10 protein-coding genes and 1 pseudogene are annotated in these 22,512 nt (G+C 36.0%); 5 read left to right on the forward strand and 6 right to left on the reverse strand.

From position 1 onward, the window contains the following. Positions 1 to 61 precede the first annotated feature (61 nt). On the forward strand, positions 62 to 5,227 hold the full coding sequence (locus F6K18_RS13290) for a CHAT domain-containing protein (RefSeq protein WP_287521422.1): 5,166 nt from the start codon (positions 62 to 64) through the stop codon (positions 5,225 to 5,227). A 612-nt stretch (positions 5,228 to 5,839) separates the two neighbouring features. Here F6K18_RS13290 and F6K18_RS13295 read toward each other — a convergent pair. The 4 genes from F6K18_RS13295 to F6K18_RS13310 all read right to left on the reverse strand — a co-directional run bounded on the left by F6K18_RS13295 (position 5,840) and on the right by F6K18_RS13310 (position 10,740). Beyond that, positions 5,840 to 7,162: a pentapeptide repeat-containing protein gene (locus F6K18_RS13295; protein ID WP_287521423.1), complete on the reverse strand. Its 1,323-nt coding sequence runs from the start codon at positions 7,160 to 7,162 to the stop codon at positions 5,840 to 5,842. A gap of 526 nt (positions 7,163 to 7,688) precedes the next feature. After that, entirely contained in the window at positions 7,689 to 8,510 is an 822-nt protein-coding gene (locus tag F6K18_RS13300) for a pentapeptide repeat-containing protein (RefSeq protein ID WP_287521425.1), read from the reverse strand. A gap of 739 nt (positions 8,511 to 9,249) precedes the next feature. Then, complete coding sequence (locus tag F6K18_RS13305) at positions 9,250 to 10,425, reverse strand: pentapeptide repeat-containing protein (RefSeq protein WP_287521427.1); 1,176 nt, start codon at positions 10,423 to 10,425, stop codon at positions 9,250 to 9,252. A gap of 108 nt (positions 10,426 to 10,533) precedes the next feature. Next, a complete protein-coding gene (locus tag F6K18_RS13310) occupies positions 10,534 to 10,740 on the reverse strand; it encodes a hypothetical protein (RefSeq protein ID WP_287521428.1) in 207 nt (68 codons plus the stop codon). A gap of 1,660 nt (positions 10,741 to 12,400) precedes the next feature. On the opposite strand from F6K18_RS13310, the pseudogene F6K18_RS13315 reads away from it, so the two are divergent. Continuing rightward, positions 12,401 to 13,126: pseudogene (locus tag F6K18_RS13315) on the forward strand (IS1 family transposase). A 314-nt stretch (positions 13,127 to 13,440) separates the two neighbouring features. Here the strand turns inward: F6K18_RS13315 and F6K18_RS13320 are convergent. Then, the gene (locus F6K18_RS13320) at positions 13,441 to 14,844 is read right to left on the reverse strand and encodes a hypothetical protein (protein ID WP_287521430.1); all 1,404 of its coding nucleotides are present in this window, start codon (positions 14,842 to 14,844) and stop codon (positions 13,441 to 13,443) included. 702 nt (positions 14,845 to 15,546) lie between these two features. Beyond that, on the reverse strand, positions 15,547 to 16,302 hold the full coding sequence (locus F6K18_RS13325; RefSeq protein ID WP_287521432.1) for a WecB/TagA/CpsF family glycosyltransferase: 756 nt from the start codon (positions 16,300 to 16,302) through the stop codon (positions 15,547 to 15,549). Between the two features lie 231 nt (positions 16,303 to 16,533). Here F6K18_RS13325 and F6K18_RS13330 point away from each other — a divergent pair, with 231 nt between their 5' ends. From F6K18_RS13330 to F6K18_RS13340, 3 genes are all read left to right on the forward strand, one after another. Further along, on the forward strand, positions 16,534 to 18,111 hold the full coding sequence (locus F6K18_RS13330) for a serine/threonine-protein kinase (RefSeq protein ID WP_287521434.1): 1,578 nt from the start codon (positions 16,534 to 16,536) through the stop codon (positions 18,109 to 18,111). Between the two features lie 1,215 nt (positions 18,112 to 19,326). Beyond that, on the forward strand, positions 19,327 to 19,644 hold the full coding sequence (locus tag F6K18_RS13335; protein ID WP_287521435.1) for a DUF6825 family protein: 318 nt from the start codon (positions 19,327 to 19,329) through the stop codon (positions 19,642 to 19,644). Between the two features lie 79 nt (positions 19,645 to 19,723). Continuing rightward, positions 19,724 to 21,484, forward strand: a complete 1,761-nt coding sequence (locus F6K18_RS13340) for an ABC1 kinase family protein (protein ID WP_375341321.1) — start codon at positions 19,724 to 19,726, stop codon at positions 21,482 to 21,484. Positions 21,485 to 22,512 lie beyond the last annotated feature (1,028 nt).

Genomic DNA, 22,512 nt, shown 5'->3' on the forward strand with positions numbered 1-22,512 from the left:
AAGAGAAATTAATACATAGACGCACAAACTTTTTTTGAATTTTGTATAACTGACAACTAAAATGACCAATAACCCAAATGCCAAAACCATCCTTATCCTAGCAGCTAATCCTAAAAATACTGCCCCCCTAAGATTAGACCAAGAAATACGAGAAATAGACGAAGGGTTACGCCGAGCTAATAAACGAGACCAATTTCAATTACAACAAAAATTGGCTGTCCGTGCCCGTGACTTTTATCGAGCTATTTTAGATTATCGACCTCATATAATCCACTTTTGCGGACATGGTACGGGACAAGATGGTATTGTTTTGGAAGATGAAATGGGAAAAATGGTGCTGGTTCAGACAAATGCTCTGGCTAGTATGTTTAAATTGTTTGCGAAAAAAAATGTCGAATGTGTACTTTTAAATGCCTGTTATTCGGAAGTACAAGCGGAGGCAATTAGTCAATATGTTAATTATGTTATTGGCATGAATAAGGCTGTAGGAGATAATGCTGCGGTGGCTTTTGCTGTGGCTTTTTATGATGCTCTTGCTGCTGATTATGAGGTGGAGGAAGCTTATGAATTAGGTTGCTCACAAATGATGAGTTACCTAGAACATCAAACTCCAATTTTAAAGAAAAAAGATTTAACTGATACTTCTATAAATGATGAGAATTTAATTACTGATGATCATATAATTCCCCCTAATCCTTATCAAGGTTTATCGGCATTTAAAGAGGAAGATGCCGACTTCTTTTTTGGGCAAGAAAAGTTTGTGAATAAGTTAGTTGAAGTAACTCATAAACAACCTTTAATTGCTGTAGTTGGACCTAGTGGTAGTGGTAAATCTTCTTTGGTATATGCGGGATTAGTTCCTCAATTGAGAACAGAAAAAAAATGGTTGATTGAATCATTTCTTCCGGGAAAAGAACCGTTTTTATCTTTGGCTTTTGTGTTGGTTGGACAATTGGAACCGGAAGCGGGTGAAACGCAAAAATTGCGGGAGGCGACGGGATTAGCAAGTGATATGCAGGAAGGTAAAATCACTTTTTCACAGGTAGTTAATCGCATTTTAGAACGTAATCCAGGTCAACAATTATTGTTAATTGTTGACCAATTTGAAGAATTATATACCCTTTGTCGGGAGAAAGAAAAACAGGAACGTTTTGCTGAAGCATTGTTAACAGCTATTAGAGAAGAAAATGTTAAACTGGTTTTAACATTACGGGCGGATTTTTATGGATATGTGCTTTCTTATCGTCCGTTTCGAGATGCTTTGCAGGAATATACGCCACAGTTACTTAGTTCGATGAAACGGGAAGAATTACAACAAGCAATTGAATTACCTTCTCAAAAATCAGAGGTACAATTAGAGGCAAAATTAACAGAAATAATTTTGGATGATGTGGGAGAAGAACCCGGAAATTTACCATTATTAGAATTTGCTTTGACTCGGTTGTGGTCAAAACAGGAAAACCGAGTATTAACTCATCATGCTTATGAGGAAATAGGAGGGGTAAAAAAAGCGATCGCTAATCATGCAGAACAAATTTTTCAACAATTAAAAGAGACAGAGAAAAAACAGGCAGAGCGAATATTTGTACAATTAGTACGTCCGGGGGAAGGTACAGAAGATACGAGGCGTGTTGCTACCCGTGGGGAAGTGGGAGAAGATAATTGGAATTTAGTCAGTTATTTGGCGGGGTATCAAGCGCGGTTGGTGGTAACGGGGAGGAATGAACAGGAAAATACGGTGGAGGTAGTGCATGAAGCCTTAATTCGAGAGTGGGGAACTTTGCGGGATTGGATAAATGCTAGCAGGGAGTTTAGAACATGGCAGGAACGTCTGCGGGCGACAATGAGTTATTGGCAAGAGAATAACCGAGACCAAGGAGCTTTATTGCGGGGAGTGGCACTCGCTCAAGCACAGGAACAACTGACACAACGTCAGGAGGAACTTTCCCCAGACGAACTAGAATTTATTCAGTTAAGTCAGCAACTGCAAGAGCAGGAACAAAAAAGAAAACAACGGCAACGTCAACGGATATTTGCAGGGTTGGTTACATTTTCTGTGATAATTTCTCTACTTGCTGTGTGGTCAGAAATGCAACGACGGCAAGCTGTCCGCAGCGAACGCAAAGCTGAGATGAGAGAGTTAAAAACTCGCATAGTTTCAGGACAGAGAACTTTAGACCTCCAGTTAGCAGCGCTGAAACTAGAGCAACAAGCAAATGCAACAACAGCAAACATACAAACCACCGATATTCTGCAACAAACTGTTAACTGGGAAGGATATAAAGAAATCAATAGCTTAGAAGGACATGAAAATTCTGTCGAAGCGGTAGCATTTAGCCCCAAGGGAGATTTAATAGCTTCTACAAGTAGGGATAGAACGGTAAAACTGTGGAAACCAGATGGCACTTTGGTGCGCACTCTCACCGGCCATGAAAATTCTGTCGCAGCGGTAGCATTTAGCCCCAAGGGAGATTTAATAGCTTCTACAAGTAGGGATAACACGGTAAAACTGTGGAAACCAGATGGCACTTTGGTGCGCACTCTCACCGGACATGAAAATTATGTCGCAGCGGTAGCATTTAGCCCCAAGGGAGATTTAATAGCTTCTACAAGTAGGGATAGAACGGTAAAACTGTGGAAACCAGATGGCACTTTGGTGCGCACTCTCACCGGACATAAAAATTCTGTCAGAGGTGTAGCATTTAGCCCCAAGGGAGATTTAATTGCTTCTGCTAGTGATGACAAGACAGTGAAACTGTGGAAACCAGATGGCACTTTGGTGCGCAATCTCACCGGACATGAAAATTATGTCAGAGGTGTAGCATTTAGCCCCAAGGGAGATTTAATAGCTTCTACAAGTAGGGATAAAACGGTAAAACTGTGGAAACCAGATGGCAGCTTGGTGCGCACTCTCACCGGCCATGAAAATTCTGTCGCAGCGGTAGCATTTAGCCCCAAGGGAGATTTAATAGCTTCTACAAGTAGGGATAACACGGTAAAACTGTGGAAACCAGATGGCACTTTGGTGCGCACTCTCACCGGACATGAAAATTCTGTCGAAGCGGTAGCATTTAGCCCCAAGGGAGATTTAATAGCTTCTACAAGTAGGGATAGAACGGTAAAACTGTGGAAACCAGATGGCACTTTGGTGCGCACTCTCACCGGACATGAAAATTCTGTCGAAGCGGTAGCATTTAGCCCCAAGGGAGATTTAATTGCTTCTGCTAGTGATGACAAGACAGTGAAACTGTGGAAACCAGATGGCACTTTGGTGCGCACTCTCACCGGACATGAAAATTCTGTCTGGGGTGTAGCATTTAGCCCCAAGGGAGATTTGATTGCTTCTGCAAGTAGTGACAAGACAGTGAAACTGTGGAAACCAGATGGCACTTTGGTGCGCACTCTCACCGGACATGAAAATTCTGTCTGGGGTGTAGCATTTAGCCCCAAGGGAGATTTGATTGCTTCTGCAAGTAGTGACAAGACAGTGAAACTGTGGAAACCAGATGGCACTTTGGTGCGCACTCTCACCGGACATGAAAATTCTGTCTGGGGTGTAGCATTTAGCCCCAAGGGAGATTTGATTGCTTCTGCAAGTAGTGACAATACAGTGAAACTGTGGAAACCAGATGGCACTTTGGTGCGCACTCTCACCGGCCATGAAAATTCTGTCTGGGGTGTAGCATTTAGCCCCAAGGGAGGTTTAATAGCTTCTACAAGTAGGGATAACACGGTAAAACTGTGGAAACCAGATGGCACTTTGGTGCGCACTCTCACCGGACATGAAAATTCTGTCGAAGCGGTAGCATTTAGCCCCAAGGGAGATTTAATAGCTTCTGCAAGTAGGGATAACACGGTAAAACTGTGGAAACCAGATGGCACTTTGGTGCGCACTCTCGCCGGACATGAAAGTTCTGTCAAAGCGGTAGCATTTAGCCCCAAGGGAGATTTAATAGCTTCTGCAAGTAGGGATAACACGGTAAAACTGTGGAAACCAGATGGCACTTTGGTGCGCACTCTCGCCGGACATGAAAATTATGTCAAAGCGGTAGCATTTAGCCCCAAGGGAGATTTAATAGCTTCTGCAAGTAGGGATAACACGGTGAAACTGTGGCGCTTTAACCAAGATGACTTGACAGCTCATGCTTGCCAGTGGATGAGTGACTACCTGAAAAACAATCCCAATGTCACGGAACAAGAGCGTCGTCTCTGTGGAGTAGAACCTTCGGCAATGGCTTTGTTTTTTCAGGGTGAAAAGTTAGCAGCAGAGGGAAAAGTTGACTCAGCTATTTCTGCTTTCCAAAAGGCTGTTAAACTTGGCTCTAATTTTCCCTTTAATGCAGCAATAGCAAAGGAGTTAGCACAGGAGAATAAAGTAAAAGAAGCGGAGAAGTTATTGAGGGCGTTTATCAAACTGGATGACAATATTGATTTGTTGCCAAAAACGGAAGTTAAAGACCAAAACCCAGTATTAGTAGTGCGTCAGTTTCAAGCAGAAGGGAAGGTGGAAGAGGCAGTGCAATTGATCAAAGACCGGAAAATTGAGGAAGCAATAAATAAGTTTAAGGAAGCTCAAAAGTTGCAGTCTGATATTGATTTGAATTTAGATACAGAAGAAATAGATAAACATCCAGAAGCGGTGGCTAAAAAATTAGCTGCTCCGGGTAAAGTAGAAGAGGGAAAATATTTAGCCAAAGATGGAAAAATTAAAGAGGCTATTTCCGTGTTTAAGGAAGCTCAAAAGTTGCAGTCTGATATTGATTTGAATTTAGATACAGAAGAAATAGATAAAAATCCAGAAGCGGTGGCTAAAAAATTAGCTGCTCTTAGTAAATTAGAAGTGGGAAAAACATTAGCAAAGCAGGGAGAAATAGACGAGGCAATTAATCTTTTCAATGAAGCAAAAAAAATAGATTCAGAGTTAGAAGTTTCGGCTAGTAATTGGAATGATATTTGTTGGTATGGTAGCTTATATAATCGAGTAAAAGATGTAATTTTTGCCTGTGAAAAAGCTGTTAAACTCGCGCCGGAAAATGGAGCTTTTATAGACCGTCGTGGTTTAGCACGGGCATTAACTGGGGATTTTTCGGGAGCTATTAAAGACTTGGAAGCATATATTAAATGGACGAAAAAAGATGAGGAAAAAGCACAACGACAAGGCTGGGTTGATGCTTTGAAAAAAGGGAAAAATCCGTTCACAGAAGAGGTGTTGGAGGAGCTGAAGTAGAAGTCAGAAGTTTTGATGAAGTTGTAAGTTTTTTTAATAATCAACAAATTTCAATGCTTGTACTTTCCATCTATGTAAACCGGATTTTGTCTCAGGAGGAATTACAGAGGATGTAGTCCGAACATGGGGTAGGGGCGGGTTCATCTGATAATCTGTAATATCATGTCCGGATAATTAGGGTTTGCTGAAAAAGTCTTATGGGTAAGGGTAGGAGACAGGAGACAGGAGACAGGAGACAGGAGAAATGGGAATTATAAAGGAGGTAAGAGGAAGAATAATCAAGGGATTATTCTGCGCAACTATGAGCCTAAAATGCGCTCTTTTTTGAACCATTACGACCATTAAGCTTGGACTTTTTTTTACTAAAAAATGCGCTCAACCTTAAGCATTGACATATAAAGACTTTAGCCTGTTTGGGGTAAAAAAAAGTGCAAGCTTTTCAGTCTAAAACGCTCAAAAAGTTAGTATTTTAGGCGCATAGTTGGGCAGAACAATCTTGGGAAAATTCTTACTCCTACCTCCTCGCTCATTCCCATTTCTCCTGTCTCCTGTCTCCTGTCTCCTGACTCCTACCTCAACAAAAAGACTTTTTCAGCAAACCCTAATTATACTTTAATATTTATCCTGAAAAATAGCTCCACGTTTAACTAACTCTTGCTTCATTTCTTCATTAATTCCTAAATTTTCACCAAATATAGCACCTTCTAATTCTGCACCTTCTAGGTTAATTTCTCTTAAATCAGCTTTCAATAATTTAGTATTTTTCAAGTTAGCATCCATCAGATTTGCCATTTTCAATTTTGCATTTGATAATTCTGCATCACACAGTTGTGCTTTTAGCAATTTAGCTTCATTTAATGAAGCACCTTTTAAGATAGCATTAAATAATAAAGTGTTGCTTAAGTTAGCACCTTGCAGATTAGAATTAGACAAATTGGCTTTGATCAAATTAACATCTGTCAGATTAGCATTAGTTAATTTACTATTGGAGAGATTAGTATTGCTGAGGTTAGCATATCTGAAGTTAGCATATCTGAGGTTAGCATCTGCTAAATTAGCATTTCCCATATTAGCGCCTTTCAGGTTTGCATATTCAAGGTCAACACTATTTAAAGTTCTACCATAAGCGCCATGATTCACAATATCCCAAACAAGATACCACTTATCATCTAATTCCGTTGCATAATTAATTTTTACTCCCCTGAAATTAACATGATTTAAGTTGGCATTTATTAACTTTGCATAATTAAGATTAGTATCACTTAAATTAGCACCTTCTAGATTAGCACCTTCTAGATTAGCACCTTCTAGATTAGCTCGATTCAATTGACCTCTGAGAAGGTTAATTTTAGATAAATTAGCACCTTTTAAATTAGAATCTTTAAGGTTAACATCTTTCAAATTAGCATAACTAAAATTAGCATCTGTGAGATTAGCTTCACTGATGTTTGCTTCATCAAGTTGAGCATAACTAAAATTAGCATCTGTGAGATTAGTATTTCTGAGATTAGTACGAATTAAATTAGCATTAGTAAAATTGGCTTTAATTAATTGTGCATCTGTAATCTCACTACGCCAAAGATTAGCATTCTCTAGGTTAGCATTCCCTAAGTTAGCATCTCTCAAACTTATCCCTCTAAGGTCTGCACTCTTTAAATTAACATTATTAAGGTTGGCAAACCACATTATTGCCCCACTCAGATTAGCATGACTTAGATCGCTATTACTAAAATTAGTTCTTTTGAGGTTGGCACAAATTAGATAAGCGTCCCTGAGAATAACTTCAGTGAAATTAATATCATTTAGATCGCAAAGACTCAGGTCAGCACACTCAAGACTTATACCAGTAAAATTGTTAGTCAATTTTTGATTGCTAGTTTGAGCACTATCATTAATTAGTTTCTGTAGTTGATCAAGTGATTTTTGATTTGCCATATAGAGTTACTCTTTCACACTATATTAATAGGATGTTATTTAAAAGCCATCGCTAGAGTTAATTTAGTCAAGTATAATTCTGAATAATTACACTTTGACTAATAGAATTATAATCTAGTAAACTTTCTCATGGTTAGTTTTTACCATTTCATCTGAACTCTCAAAAATTACTAAAAAATCATCAGCTAGGATAAACAGAAGAATCTCAGAAAGAATACAAAATCAATCAGATTAATAATTATTAATTAAATGATTTGGCGTTGGTGATTTGAGGTATGATATCTTTTCCTAACTAATAAGAGCGCTATAGAACTCCGTTCCGCGCTCCGTGATTATGCTGATGCAACACTTCCCATTAACATTTCCGGTAGCATTTTGATAGGAAAGTTGTGCGCCAGCAAACAAAAAACTTTCTTCTTCTACTCCTGTTTCTTCTTCTTTCTTCCTTCCTGACTCCTGACTCCTAAATAATTAAGATTAATATCATACACGCGCTTCAGCAACGCCAATGATTTTTTCTCTGATTCTAATTATCCTCAAAAAACGCTCCACGACTAATTAAATTTTGCTTCATTTCATCAGATAAACCAGAATCATGCCATAACCTAGCATTCTCTACTTTTGTATTCTCAAAATTAGCTCCTTTTAAATTTGTTAATGCTAATCCAGCTTGACTTAGATCGGCATCAGTTAAATTAGTATTACTCAAATCTGCATCACTTAAATTGGCATTACTCAAATTAGCTTCACTCAAATTTGCCCCACTCAAATTTGCACCACTCAAATTAGCTAAAGCTAGACTAACACGGCGCAAATTTGCCTCAGTTAGATCGGCATTACTTAACAATGCTCCACTCAAATCTGCTCCACCTAAATTCACTTTACCAAGATTAGCTTCACTCAAATCTGCATCACTTAAATCTGCACCCCGTAGATAAGCTCCATACAAATTTGCACCACTCAAATCAACACCACATAAATTAACTCCTAATAACTTAGCTCCTGCAAAATCTAAAGCAGGATTTATACCAGCGATACTTGCTAACTCCAGTAAATTTTCTGTATTAGCTTCAACCACTTTCTTTATTATTATTCTAAACTCTGAAAAATCACAACCTGCAGTCGTTGCAGACAATATCAAAGTTTGTAATTCCTCTGAAGATTTGTATTGCAATGACTCAGAAGTTAAGTTAGAGTCAAATTTTTGCGATCGCAACCAAAGCACCAATTTTCTTTCTAGCACAGCGAGTCGATTGGGGCTAATATTATGAGGCCATAATCCTTCAATTGCAGTCATAGAATCAACAATTTTCTCAGCTATATTTTTAATTGTTATAGCAGTTTTCACTACCGGAAAATCAGTTTAGAGTCAGGAGTCATAACTCAGGAGTCAGGAGTCATAACTCAGGAGTCAGGAGTAGGGGAGTAGGGGGGACTTGGAGTGGAAAAAACTGTGAGCAGGAAAGAAACCGAAGTACATCCTCTTTCTTTTAATTGGAGCTGAGGCGATCATAGCTGACATTATTACAGCATTACAGCGCTTTTGCTGATTGATAAACCACATCGTCATAACTAAAACCCTATAGGGGCGTTTTGCTCCGCAACATATAAAGCGGAAACTCTACGTCAGCGAATGGCCATTTGCTAGCGCACAACTACGTTAACGCCCCTACTTGTGGTATACCGAAATGAAAACCGCTACAGGTAATTTGTTCCCAGTTCAATAGACTTGTCGCTTTATAACTTAAAAAATACCTAAAAACCTTGTTCTGTAAGGATTGTAGCTATTAGAAGGCAAGAATGCTTGGAATTATTGCTCTGTCTAGGTTAGAGTGATTTTTTCCCTTTATTTAGCGACAACTCTAATCAATACAATTACGGTTGAAGGACTGCCGATAAATAATAATAATTAATAATTAACAATTACCTCTCCTTCAAAGAAGGACATTGACTAATATCATTTCTCATCCATAAAAAATGCGATATTTAGTAACTATTCCATCACCCCATCTCCATCAATACTTCTGCTCAATTACTTAGCTTTGAACCATCTTACTTATACCTAAAATCAGCAACGCTTATTTTATCTATTCTGATTTCTCAAACAATGCCCCTCGTTTCACCCACTCCTGCCTTTGATGTTCAGAAATACCTATATTTTGAGCAAATATTGTCTTCTCTAAAATTGCATCTTTTAAATCTGTCCGTTTTAAATTAGCTCCGCGTAAATTGGCCCCACTTAAATTAACTCCACTGAGGTCAGCATTTTGTAAAGAAGCGTTACTTAGATTTACATTGACCAATTTAGCACTGGGCAGATAAGCACTACTCAAGTCAGCACCACTGAGGTTAGCATTGCTTAAATTGGCACGAGGTAATTTTGTCCGCAAATCTGCATCTTTGAGATAAGCTTCTACAAGTTTAGCATCTCGTAAATTAGCATTACAGAGATTAGCTTGACTTAAATTGGCACCATTAAGATTAGCTCCACTTAAGTCCGCAAGGGTTAAGTTAGCGCCACTGAGATTGGTCTTTTGTAAATTTGCCCCAACAAAATTAGCATATTGGAGGTCTATCCTACTTAGATCGCTACCTGCAAAATCTGCCGTAAAATTTAGAGCTACAGTTTGAGCAATTTCTGTAAAATTATTGCCCAGTTGCTTTGATAATAATTCTTTGGCGATCGCTATCTGTTGTTGTCTACATTCTTCCGCCTTTCCACCATTCTCCATTGATTGATATACTAACCGGAGATTAAATAAAGCATCCCCTTGACTAATATAATTATCTATTTTCTTCGCAAAAGCTAACTGCTGTTGATAACATTCTTTAGCATGGGCCAATTCTCTCAAACCATGATAAGCTATCCCTAAATTCGAGTAGGCTTGTTCGCAACCAAATTCGTCTTGCATTTTAAGAGCGATCGTCAAGCGTTTTTGCTGATATTTAACTGCTTGTGAATAATTCTCTAGAGCATAATAAGCGTTTCCTAAATTACCTAAGGCTTTTTCTTCTCCTTCTCGGTCTTGAATTTCTCTGGCAATATTTAAGTGTTGTTGATAATATTCTATGGCTGAGTGATAATCTAATAGTGCGTCATAAGCAACACCTATATTTCCTAGAGCTGCAGCTTGTTTACGGCGGTCGGAAATTTCTTGGTAGATAGCTAATGCCTGTTGCCAAGATTCCAAAGCTGCTTCAAATTTATGATTTTGATATTGATAAATCCCTTGTTTGAGCAGTTTGTCTCCTATTTCACTCATATTTTTACAGTTTTTTTTACAGTTCCTTAAAAATACTATATTACCCTAGTTTAATGTCTTTTTTAGTTCTACAATATAGCACGCTAAATAGTTGACTATACTAAGTGTCTAAACAAAATTAATTACATACTTTGTACCAAAATCATCAAGCAGTTTTTTGAGATAATTAAGTAAATTTTGCCTGCTCTGAGGCACATCAAATTCAATCCATTGATATTTAATAAATTTCCAGATAATCTCAGTTAAGTTTGGCTGAGGCGAGTCAGTAGGTAACCCAAAAAGCTGGAAATTTCTTGACCGAAAAATTATGGTCAATAGCCTCCCTTTTTAAGGAAAAAACAGTCCTTAGTGGATCTTCCCGTAGGGCGGGATGGCGAGGAAACCTGCGACATATCAAATCGACCAAGATAAAGAGAATATTCCAGATTTTAAGCCTCCTTATTGCAAGAGGTACTGTTAACTTATAACTGTTAACTTATAACTGAAATTACTCCCATTTCTCTTGCTTTTTCATGAAATTATTACTCTTTTTAAATTGAGGTTTTATCCATAATGATTACTGTAGGTTTAGACAAATTGTAACTATAGTCATTTCAGTTTAGATTGAGACAAGGGTTTATTGCAGCAGAAGGGTTTCAGCCAAAAAAGTGTTTCATTATTATTTGAAATGACTATAAATTTATCTCCAAACTCTATGATTATTTGACTGTCGAACGTGCCTCGATTAATTTCATAATATAATTCATTTTTACTATTCATTAACTCTAAAACATTAATTATTTTACTTTGACAACTTTTAGCAGTTATTGTTATATGAAATACTCAAATTTTTGCTACAAATACCCACGGCTGTTTCAAGGATTCATAAGTCAGGAGTCAGGAGTCAGTATGAATAGCGTATATATCATTTATTAGAGTTATTAGAGTCCAACTCTGTTTTTAGTAAAATCGACATTTCTGGGTAAAGTTTTTTAACCAACTAAATTATTCGTAGCATTCTTTTTTATATTTCATATTATTCCTTTTTCCTGTCAAGTATCAGGAATATATGGCATCACAGAGATCCACTTTTATCTCAATATCTCAAGTCAATTTCTCCTTTTTCATCTTGGTATTTCAGTTCTAATAGTTAGGCGTATTTACTTCTAATTCTCAACTATCAGGGGTTTTGCTCACTCCTATTTATCACTCTTTTTCAGAACATATTCAATTGGCAGGATAATTATTTCGATCGCTTCTTTGCTCACATCTATTCCTCATTGTTGATAAATTTTTATCGCCACTTTTCTGAATTTTTTTGCCTTGATTTGACTCACTGTTTTACTTGGTATTTTTGTGCCTAACTTAATTTCGGTTTCCGACCTCTTCCTATTTGATTATATAACCCTAAAAAAACCAGGATTTGCCATCTTTTCAACTAATTATAAATAGTTATGCTGCTAACTACAAAGATTTTTATTAATTCTGGGATAGAAAATCCCCAATCGCTCAATACTATAAATTAAGTTCTCTTTCTCAATTGTGAGAATTGACTGGAGGAACTTACTGTGAGAACATAGATTGATGATCGACCTTATAAAGGTAAATGTTTTTTCTACTACTGCCTTCTGGAGCTGCTATAATTACTCAACTTAATTAACCATAATTTATGTTGTATATTATAGTCATTTCCGCTTAATTAACGACCGTAAATTTCTGAGGTGCTAGGTAGTAGGTGGAAATGTTCAAGAATTGGTAGTCCTGTATATGTAGTGATATGTTAATATCAGCCATCAATTTCTGACATTAATCTCTGAAATATTGAACTTCGGCCTAGTTGAAAATCAAAATTTTATTTGGTAGGCGATTGCTAACGCAAAGCTCCGCTAACGCTGAATATAACCAACCACTAAATTATGAATAAATCCACCCTAAATATCATACCAAAAATCATCCTAATATACAGTTCAACAATTTTTCATTCACATCTAATCCCATGCAAAATAATCATTTAATTTGTCCAAGCTGTGGTAGTAGCCATATTATTAAAAACGGGACAATTAATCATAAAAAACAGAAAGATCAATGTCAAACCTGTAAAAGGCAATTTGTCCCCAATAACTCCAAAGTATACATCAACAATCACTCCCATTGAATTGATTGATAAATTATTACTAGAAAAAATCAGTTTGGCTGGCATTATTCCGATAACAGGTGTATCTGAAAAATGGATGCAAAATTATGTCAATCGTAAGTATGCTGAAGTTTCACAGTCTGTTCAATGTACTAAAAAAAAACCGGGAGACTGACCATTGAGTGTGATGAAATGTGGTGATTTGTTGGGAATAAAAACAACAAACAGTGGTGATGGCTAGCAATTGATATAGGAACTAAAGAAATTGTGGGTTTTTTTTAGGAGAAAGAGGAGAAAAAGGTGCAAGTAGATTGTGGAATTCATTGCCTGGTATCTATCGGTAATGTGCAGTTTGTTATACAGATTTTTGGTCAGTTTATGATCTGATTTTTCCTGATTGTAGGCATAAATCAGTAGGAAAGGAAACGGGTTTAACTGCTCATATAGAAAGATTAAATAATACTTGATGTCAAAGAATTTCTCGTTGAGTCAGGAACACTTTATCTTTCTGTAAAAAATTAGAAAATCATTTGGGAGCTACGCGCGTATTTGATTCATCATTATCATCAAGCGATCGTTTTACCATAATTTTATCACTACATATACAGGACTACCCAAGAATTAATTATTAATAATTAATTCTTGAAAAGAAGAGCATTGACTAATCATGAAAAATTTTATTTATTATCCCCTTAAAAGGGGAGGCTTTAAAGCACAATTTTTAGATAAAATTGATAATTTATGGATAATAATTGATTTTATTTTCTCTTTTTGAAGAGGTCTATTATATCAAGCCTCATTAATTAGCCAAGGGTAAAAATTTGATCTCTGATAAATTTATTCCTGTGCCCTGTTCCCTGTTCCCTAAAATTTTTATTGTGGGAATTCAAAGATACATAATATTATTGGCATTGTTTCTGTTTATTCCAGTGAGTACAATTGCCTTTTTTGACTCCACTAATTGCCTGTTTACGAATCTCAAATAATTCTAAAATTCCATCAATAATTATTTTTACTAAATCTTGGTTACAGCCATCAATAAAATCTTCAGGAGAAATACTTTTTTGAAATAATTCTTTAGTTCTTTCCCTTTGTTTTTTTACTTCTTCAAATCCTATATATATAACTATAAATGTACTCAATGGTGAGTTTCTCATATCATAAGCGGCATTTTGACATCGCCCGTCTGCCAACAAAGTTAATACTTCACGTTCCAGACTATTTTTAGGCTGATAAGGATTATGAATATCTGGTAAAAAACTCTCCAAATGAGCCGGATTAAATCCTTGAGTTGGCAATTCTCCAATCATTGTAGAAAGAGGTATATTCAAGCCCAATCGCATAGATAATGCTTCAATAAAACCTAGAGTAAAAATTTTACTTCCTAGATAAATTTTAGCAATTTCAAGATTTTTCTTTGCCTGATTAACCCAACTTATGTAAGTTTTTTCATTGGGTTCTCCATCAAATCTGCAAAAAATTAAATCGGGATTTAAAGATTTAATAAAACCTTCAGTTTTTTCTAAAGCAATTCGGTACTCAGAAATAGTGTATGAATTACCATTGATGAGATTGTGGTTAGTTTCTGGTAATAAATTCCAGGTATTATCTAGAAAAATTGAACTAGGTGAACCAAAGCCAATAACATCTCGATTAGATAGTCTAACTGATTTTTTAATTGTTTGATAGAGTTCGCTATCAGTTAAATTAATATTCCATTTACTGTTAGTTTCTCTAAGTCGTTGATAGAGACGTTCAGTAGCAGTTAAGCCAGATTCTGAAATAGGTTGAAATGGAATACTTGCTTCAATACAAGCAGTAATTTTCAACAGATGTTTAGGTGTTAGAAATGTTTCCATTGCTTTAGCAGCAACAACAGCACTCATAAACTCATTTTGCCCCCCGAAAGGTAACAAAACCTGACCATCAACAAAGCCAAAAATAGATGCTATTATTTCAAAAATTTTATCTTTCGGCAATTCATTTTTTTCTCGAATTTTTAATTTTCCTTGTACCTCTTTAATATAAGGAGTAATGTAATAGCTGAGATTAAAATTAACACTATGATCTATTTGTAGATAGACTACATCATGGAATAAAGCAGCTAATACTTCTATTGCATCCTGTGAACCTCCCACTTCAAATATATGATTTGGAGTATGAAAATAACGCCAAGGACTCATCATTGGTTGCACAACTAACTCGGCAATTTCAGCAAGTTTTTCTGATTGAACTTCTACCTGTAATTTCCCAGTTGCCCATTTCAATTTTTCTAAGCATCGTTGATATTCATATTCAAAATTCATAATTTTTTGATTCCTTATTTATGAATAAAATGTTGTACTTTACTAAGTTTTTCTTTCTCAGATAGATCGCTAGATTTTTTTGATGTGGCTGTTGTATAAATTTTTTTTTATTTAGCTCTCGGAAATAGCGTTATTGATACTAATTCGTCAAAACTATATGACATAAGTTGTACAGTTTATTTGATTTTTTTGCCTACCTTTCCCTATCTCAATTTTTTATAGTGCTTTGCAGATAACTTTACCAATTTTATATGAGACTGCATAGAATTAGGTGTTAGGTGTTAGGTGTTAGGTTTGATACCAATTTTATGTGAGGCTGCACAGAATTATGAAATTTATTAACTTGTCTATCTCGATCTACACTCAATTCTGATTAAAATATTATTCTATGCAACTTCTTATGAATTGGGTATTAATTCTTAAAAACTTGACCAATAAAAATATTTAAAGCTTCAGAATAGGCAAAAATAACAACTAATTTTAATACTAAATACTCTCATCTCTATTTAGCTATTCCCTATTCCTCACTTTCTAAAATTGAGAAATATGTACTTCATAAAAGTTATAAATTCCACAAAATTTAAATCAAACTTTCTTGCTCCCGATCAAAATTATTCCTAGAAGTCAAAATTAATAGTTGACTTTTCACTACAAATTAGGTTAAATTATTAACTATAAATATTACAATTGGTTTAATTCTTACTAAAATTTCACCTCCATTAAAGTCTTCAAAGCAAAATGTGGTAAAGCCAACATTCGTCGCCAGCGCCAAGGTTCTTGATAAAGTCTATACAACCACTCCAAAGAATTGTTACAAAACCAATCAGGCGCTCTTTCCTTCACCCCAGCCCATATATCCAAACTACCGCCAATACCAATCCAGACTGCATGAGGACAAATATGTTTATGTTCTGCAATCCACAACTCCTGGCGAGGTACTCCCAAACCTACAAATATTAGTTTTGGCTGTAACTGCTCTAAAGTACTTAGCAATTCTGTTTCTTCTGCCAGAGATAAATAACCATGCTGACAAGCAAACGCTAACTCTGACACTTTTTGTTGCCAAATGTCTGCCGCTTTCATAGCTACCCCTGGTTTTCCTCCATAGAAAAATACCAAGTTGTCTGGATTCTGTCTTGGTACTTGCCATAAAATACTCTCTGCTAATTCAATACCAGGACAACGCTGTACAAATTTACCCTTAAGCCTTAAGTATAGAACAACACCTGCCCCATCAGGAACTACCAATTCAGCTCCACGGATTATCTCAGCCAAGACGTGATTTTTCTCTCCCTGCATAACCATTTCAGCATTTAGTGTCACTACATGAGTTCCCAGTCCCTTCTCTAATCGAGAAAGTAAATAACCAGAGTAGTCATCAATACAATGTATTGGTAAACCTAGGACAAAATTTTTTGCAGGTAGACCAAGTGCGGACTCAGAATTTTTTTCACTCATATTTATTTTGATTTTATTGATTTATTTTTTTGTTTTACTATCCTCAATACCTACTGATTTAGATTAGTTGATTCCGCTCTTTCAGGCTAGTGCTTAACGACTTTCTTTCACCCTGATGCCATATCAAGATTTTCCAATTTTAGAAACTTCATCTATAATCAATCGAACAGAATCAACTACAAAAATATTGTTGTATTCTGACAAGTAACGCTTTTGTGAAAATTAGTGTTTATGAATCTTAAACCAGGAGTTATCCTTCAAAAAGGAAAATATACTATTGATAGTATCTTAGGCCAAGGAGGCTTTGGTATAACCTACCGAGCTATTCATCATCAACACAATCAAATTGTTGTCCTGAAAACCCTTAATGAAAGTCTACGCCATCATCAAGATTTTGCTAAATTTAAACATCAATTTATAGATGAGGTTCATCTTCTGACAAACTCTAGACATCCTAACATCGTTAGAGTGTGGGACTTTTTTGAGGAAGAGCAGTTCTTCTTCATGGTAATGGACTATATTCCTGGTCAAAATTTGGCTGATTTAATACAGTCTGGCCATAAACTTCATCCCAACGAAGCTATTGATTATGTACATCAAATTGCTTCAGCTTTATCAGTAGTTCACAAAAATGGTTTTTTACATCGGGATATACAGCCTAAAAATATTATTAGGCAACAGGGAACTAATACAGTAATACTCACTGATTTTGGTATTACCTGTGACTTAACTGCTGGAATTAGGCAAACTTATGCTAATTTATTTTCTGTGGGATATGCAGCACCTGAACAGTGCGATCTAGAACAAAAGTTAACTCCCGCAGCAGATATTTATGCTTTGACTGCTACATTATACTATTTACTTACTGGTAAAGCTCCTACTCCTGCAGCTTTAAGGCTCAGTGATGAAGCTATTCCTCAAACACTTATAGTGTCTACAACTGAACTAAGATTACTGGAAACGAATCTTTCTCCAAATATTGAGAATGCGATTATCAAAGGATTGGAAATAGACCCTCAAAAACGACCTCAAACTTTGGATAATTGGTTTGCACTACTATTGGATAAGTCGGATATTTCACAGGTAAGTAAACAAAAATACCAGGTAAAAGAAAGCTGTTGTGAAGTTAATAGTAATTATGGCTTGATGGATACTAACTTTAAGTCAAATATGAATAATAAAGTGACAAATGATTTTAGCAATCAATCAAAAATCAAGAATTATCACGAAAATAAAGCACCAATTAATATTTTAAAAAATTGTTCTTTGGAAAATAATTTTAATTGGATTAATCAACTTTCTTTGCAATTAACAATTTTTTTAGTGTTTCTATTTACAGCAGCAACTTTTGGGTGGATAGGTTTTGATATTACCCTTCGTTATAGTTATGCAAAAGCTAACAAAAAAACAGTATCTTTAACGGGAGGTAATTTACTAGAAACTCTGAAGAATGAGTCTGAATATGCTTTCAGAGAGCACGATCCATCTAGCCCTCTTTTTGATTCTCCTTCGGTAAAAACTTACTCTACAACTCCACCAAAATTGAACAAATTGCCTAAACCTTATGTTGACACAGATGAAGTTTTTCCTAATAGTGGGTCTAACTCTTCTGGGGAGAATTACCAGTCATATCAACCATATTATTCTTCTGATTTAAAAATTCAAATACCTAGCCACAATTATTCTGTCAATGAAGAAATTTATTCGCCAGAAAAATTAGACTATCCTTCTGACCATCAATCTAAACCTCTTGAGTATAACTATCAAAAATATCAACAACAAAATCAGTATCCTGATGACTACTATTAATTTGATTTTTTACAGATAAATTATAAATTCAATTTTTGAAGCAATGTTTGTAGCAGTATTTTTCACATTTTAGTTAATGCTAAAAATTACATACTGTATACCACATCTGAATACTTGCTATCGTGAGCGATCGCTACTCTAAAAAAATATATAATAATTCAGCTAACAGCTATTTATATCAATTATCAAAAATCATACTATAAAAATCAAATTAAAAAAATCTGCATAGTAAAGAGTCGATCAAATCCTAGTTGCCATCTATCTCTATCATTATTTCTTATTTTTTTTCTTTCTTTATTTCTTATTCATCCCTCCCTTTTCCATAATTTTACTATTGTGGTATTAGATAGATAGAAATAGAATTAGTATTTAGAGTAGATAAATATACTTGTATTCTATAACACTTTAATACTGGGAAGATTTTCATTAACTATTGGATATGGCCTGTACGATAATTGTACTCCTACAGCACTTTTTAGGATAGTAAGGTACGCTTTTAAGGCTAATCTTTTTTTCCCTACTCCCTACTCCCTCTCTTGATGCGCATTCCCTCTCTTGGTCAGCATTCCCTTGCGACTGTCGCCGACGCGGGGTCGCACCGCTACTCCCTACTCCCTAAAGTCCTAAAATTTTGTACCTGATCAACTCCAAAACTGCTGTAATATCATGTCCGTTTAATTAGTAATAGTAATAAAAAACTTTCTTCTTCTCTTCCTTCTTCTTCCCTCCTGACTCCTGTACGTCGCTAATCCGACAGTTGGATCCCCTACCTGACTCCTCCGTAGTTATTTCTAAGTATTTAACCGGACATGATATAACACATCTGCAAGTCCAGATTGGAAAAATAAAACAAAGGTAGACATCTTGCAGGTAGCAAGATTCGGATATTTATAAGATGATGTGATACAATACTTTACAATCAGCATAGTTTTAATAAACAACTGAGATAATTAGGTTTCAAAAACTGGAAAAGATTAACAAATCAAGTAAATAATTAGAAGTATTTTAACAGGGTGGTGATTAAGATATTTTATAGTAAAAATATAGTAAATAAATCAAACATCAAGCATGAAAATTTGCTTAACAACCAGTAGCATAATTGAAAAATCAAGAGAAACCTTGTTAAGTAAGTAAAAATAAAGATAAGCCTTGCTTTTACAGAAAATATCAATCAAAATTAATTAGTAAATTTTACAAGATAGACAACTTTGAATTATGAGTAAATCACCACTTCATGCCTTTTTCGTTGGTAGAGCTATTGCAGAAGGAGTTTACGAACAACTAGAAAATGTTGTTACCAACTCTCTTAGTACACTAGGAAAATTTGATGCAGAGCAAAGAGAGAATTTGCGAAGTTTCATTGAACAAGCATTAGAAAGAGCAGACCGGGAAGCTCAAACAGAAAATAATATCAGTAACTCCAGCAACTTAAACGATCAACCCAAAGACCTACAAGCTATAATCGACGACTTAAGAGCTGAAGTCGCTCAAGTTAGATCGGAACTACAAAAATATCGTAGTGGTTCTGTCTAAAGACAACCCAACCGCTAATTTTGTCCATTGCTATCAGCAAATCTTTAAATCATATCACAAATTATTATATACTGCTACTGTGTCTGTTCTCCTTGATGACAACATCATTAACCGCAAAGGACAAGCTAACTATACAACTGGAGGCTCAATGACCAAAGCCTCCACAAAATCCTATAGTGATAAAGCTTATCGCTGGAATAGAGAAAATTATTCTCGCCAGCGTCGTTACATTGATATTTGGGCTTTTTTTCTCACCTGGCTAACCTGGCTATGGGTAGACAAAAAAAATTGGAGCTACCGAGGGGGAGTAACAGAAGAAAAGAAAAATCTCAGACGTCGCAAACAAGCAATTTGGGTACGAGAGACAATGCTAGAATTAGGCCCAACCTTCATCAAGTTGGGACAACTATTCTCTACCCGTGCAGACTTATTTCCTGTTGAGTACGTCGAAGAACTTTCAAAACTCCAAGATAAAGTCCCTGCTTTCAACTACGAACAGGTAGAAACAATAATCTTAGAAGACCTGGGAAAAAAGACAGACGAACTATACCATAGCTTTGAACCAGTCCCCCTAGCTGCGGCGAGTTTAGGTCAAGTTCATAGAGCGCAACTTCATTCTGGTGAAGATGTAGTAGTCAAAATACAAAGACCAGGGCTGAAAAAACTATTCCAAATCGATCTAACTATTCTTAAAGGGGTAGCTCGTTATTTTCAAAGACATCCAGAATGGGGTCGCGGTCGAGATTGGTTGGGTATCTATGAAGAATGTTGCCGAATTCTGTGGCTAGAAATAGATTATCTCAACGAAGGTCGCAATGCTGATACCTTTCGCCGTAACTTCCGAAATTGTAATTGGGTAAAAGTACCAAGAGTTTATTGGCGGTATTCAGCACCACGGGTACTGACCTTAGAGTATGTTCCAGGTATCAAGATTAGTAATTATGAAGCTCTCGAAGCGTCAGGTCAAGACCGCAAGGCTTTGGCTAGAATGGGGGCTGAAGCTTACTTAAGACAACTTTTGAATGACGGGTTTTTCCATGCCGATCCTCATCCGGGCAATATTGCTGTTAGTCCTGAGGGAGGATTAATTTTCTACGATTTTGGCATGATGGGGCAAATTAAGTCCAATATCCGGGAAAAACTCATGGGAACTCTTTATGGCATTGCTTCAAAAGATGCTGAAAGAGTGATTATCTCTCTAATAGATTTAGGAGCGTTAACTCCTACTGGAGATATGGGTCCTGTGAGGCGGTCGATCCAATATATGTTGGATAATTTTATGGATAAGCCGTTTGAGGCTCAGTCAATTACAGCTATTAGTGATGATTTATATGAGGTTGCTTATGACCAACCTTTCCGTTTTCCGGCAACTTTTACTTTTGTGATGCGAGCTTTCTCTACTTTGGAGGGGGTTGGTAAGGGTTTGGACCCAGAGTTTAATTTTATGGAGGTGGCACAACCGTTTGCCATGGAGTTGATGTCTGATGGAAATTCTCAAAATACTATTTTTAATGAACTAGGTCGTCAAGCGGCTCAGGTTAGTTCTACTGCTTTGGGTTTGCCTCGTCGTATTGAGGATGCGATTGATAAGTTGGAGCAGGGGGATATTAGGGTTCGGGTTCGAGCTACGGAAACAGATAGGTTGGTTCGGCGGGTTAGTAATGTGCAAATGGGTACTAATTATGCCCTGCTTATCAGTGGTTTTACTTTGTCGGCGACTATTCTCTATGTTAATAATCAGCCTGGTCTAGCATTTGCTTTGATTTTAGTGGTTGTTGTGATGGGGTTTGCTTTTATACGATTGTTGAAGCGTATTAATAGGTTAGACAAGATGATGTGATAAATTTTTTCTATTTTTAATTATTTTTGCCCACCTAGTAAATTATATTTGGTGGGTTTTTAAGTTTTAGTTATAGGTTTTAGTTTTTTGTTTGAAAATTTTAAAGTTTGTCATCGATCTCTGACAAAAAAATGTTGCAGTTTTCTCTATTGGCTAACGAAGTTTCAATATTTTTAGCACTTTTGTTCAATTCTGTAGTAAGCTATGAACAGTGATAAATTCCAGCGGTTAGTTATTACTTGACTAGATTTTAAAGCTGCAAATACTGATTATTTGGTTGTTTTGCTTGGCGATCGCTCCTATCTTCCTCTACTATGAATAACTAATTTTTCTCTTCTCTTTTTTATGGGAGTTGACCTATCTACTTTTTTGTGATAATTAGGTTGTGATTTTGGTAGATATTAGTCTTTATTTCACTTAGTTGTTTAGTTGAATAAAAAGTCATACACATAGGCAAACAACCCCTAAAAATAAAATTTTATCAAAATTTTTGAGCCAAGGCAACAATCCTTCCCATTACCGATTTTTTGATCAGCTTTAGATAATGAATGTTTTTGTTGTGGGTTTATAGATAGCGATCGCTTCATAAATTTTAGATATGATTGATACTTAGAGTATACGAACATGGAAAAATTCATCTGATTTTTTCTGAGCTTCACAAAATGATTTTCGGCGGTCTAGGTTTGGGTAGCTATTTCTATGACAAAAGAGATTATTAGTCTGGAGAGATTATTAGTCTGAAAAAATACTTTTACCGGGTTGAATAAAAAGTCATGCGTATAGGTGAGCAAACCCCAATAATAAAATAGTATCATGGTTATTTAGGGAGTGCAAGGCAAAATCCATCGCCGATTTTTTTTAGAGCTTCAGAGAATGATTGTGGGATGAGAGTAGAAGTAGCGATCGCCACTAGGAAAAGAAGAAGTGGGAGTAAGATTTTCCCTTGCCAGAGGTTGTTATGTATATCTTTCTGAGCTTCACAAAATAATTTTTGCTATTCTTGGGGAGATGGGGGAGATGTAAGATAA

It is taken from the genome of Okeania sp. SIO2C2, from assembly GCF_010692625.1.
GTDB lineage: Bacteria > Cyanobacteriota > Cyanobacteriia > Cyanobacteriales > Microcoleaceae > Okeania > Okeania hirsuta.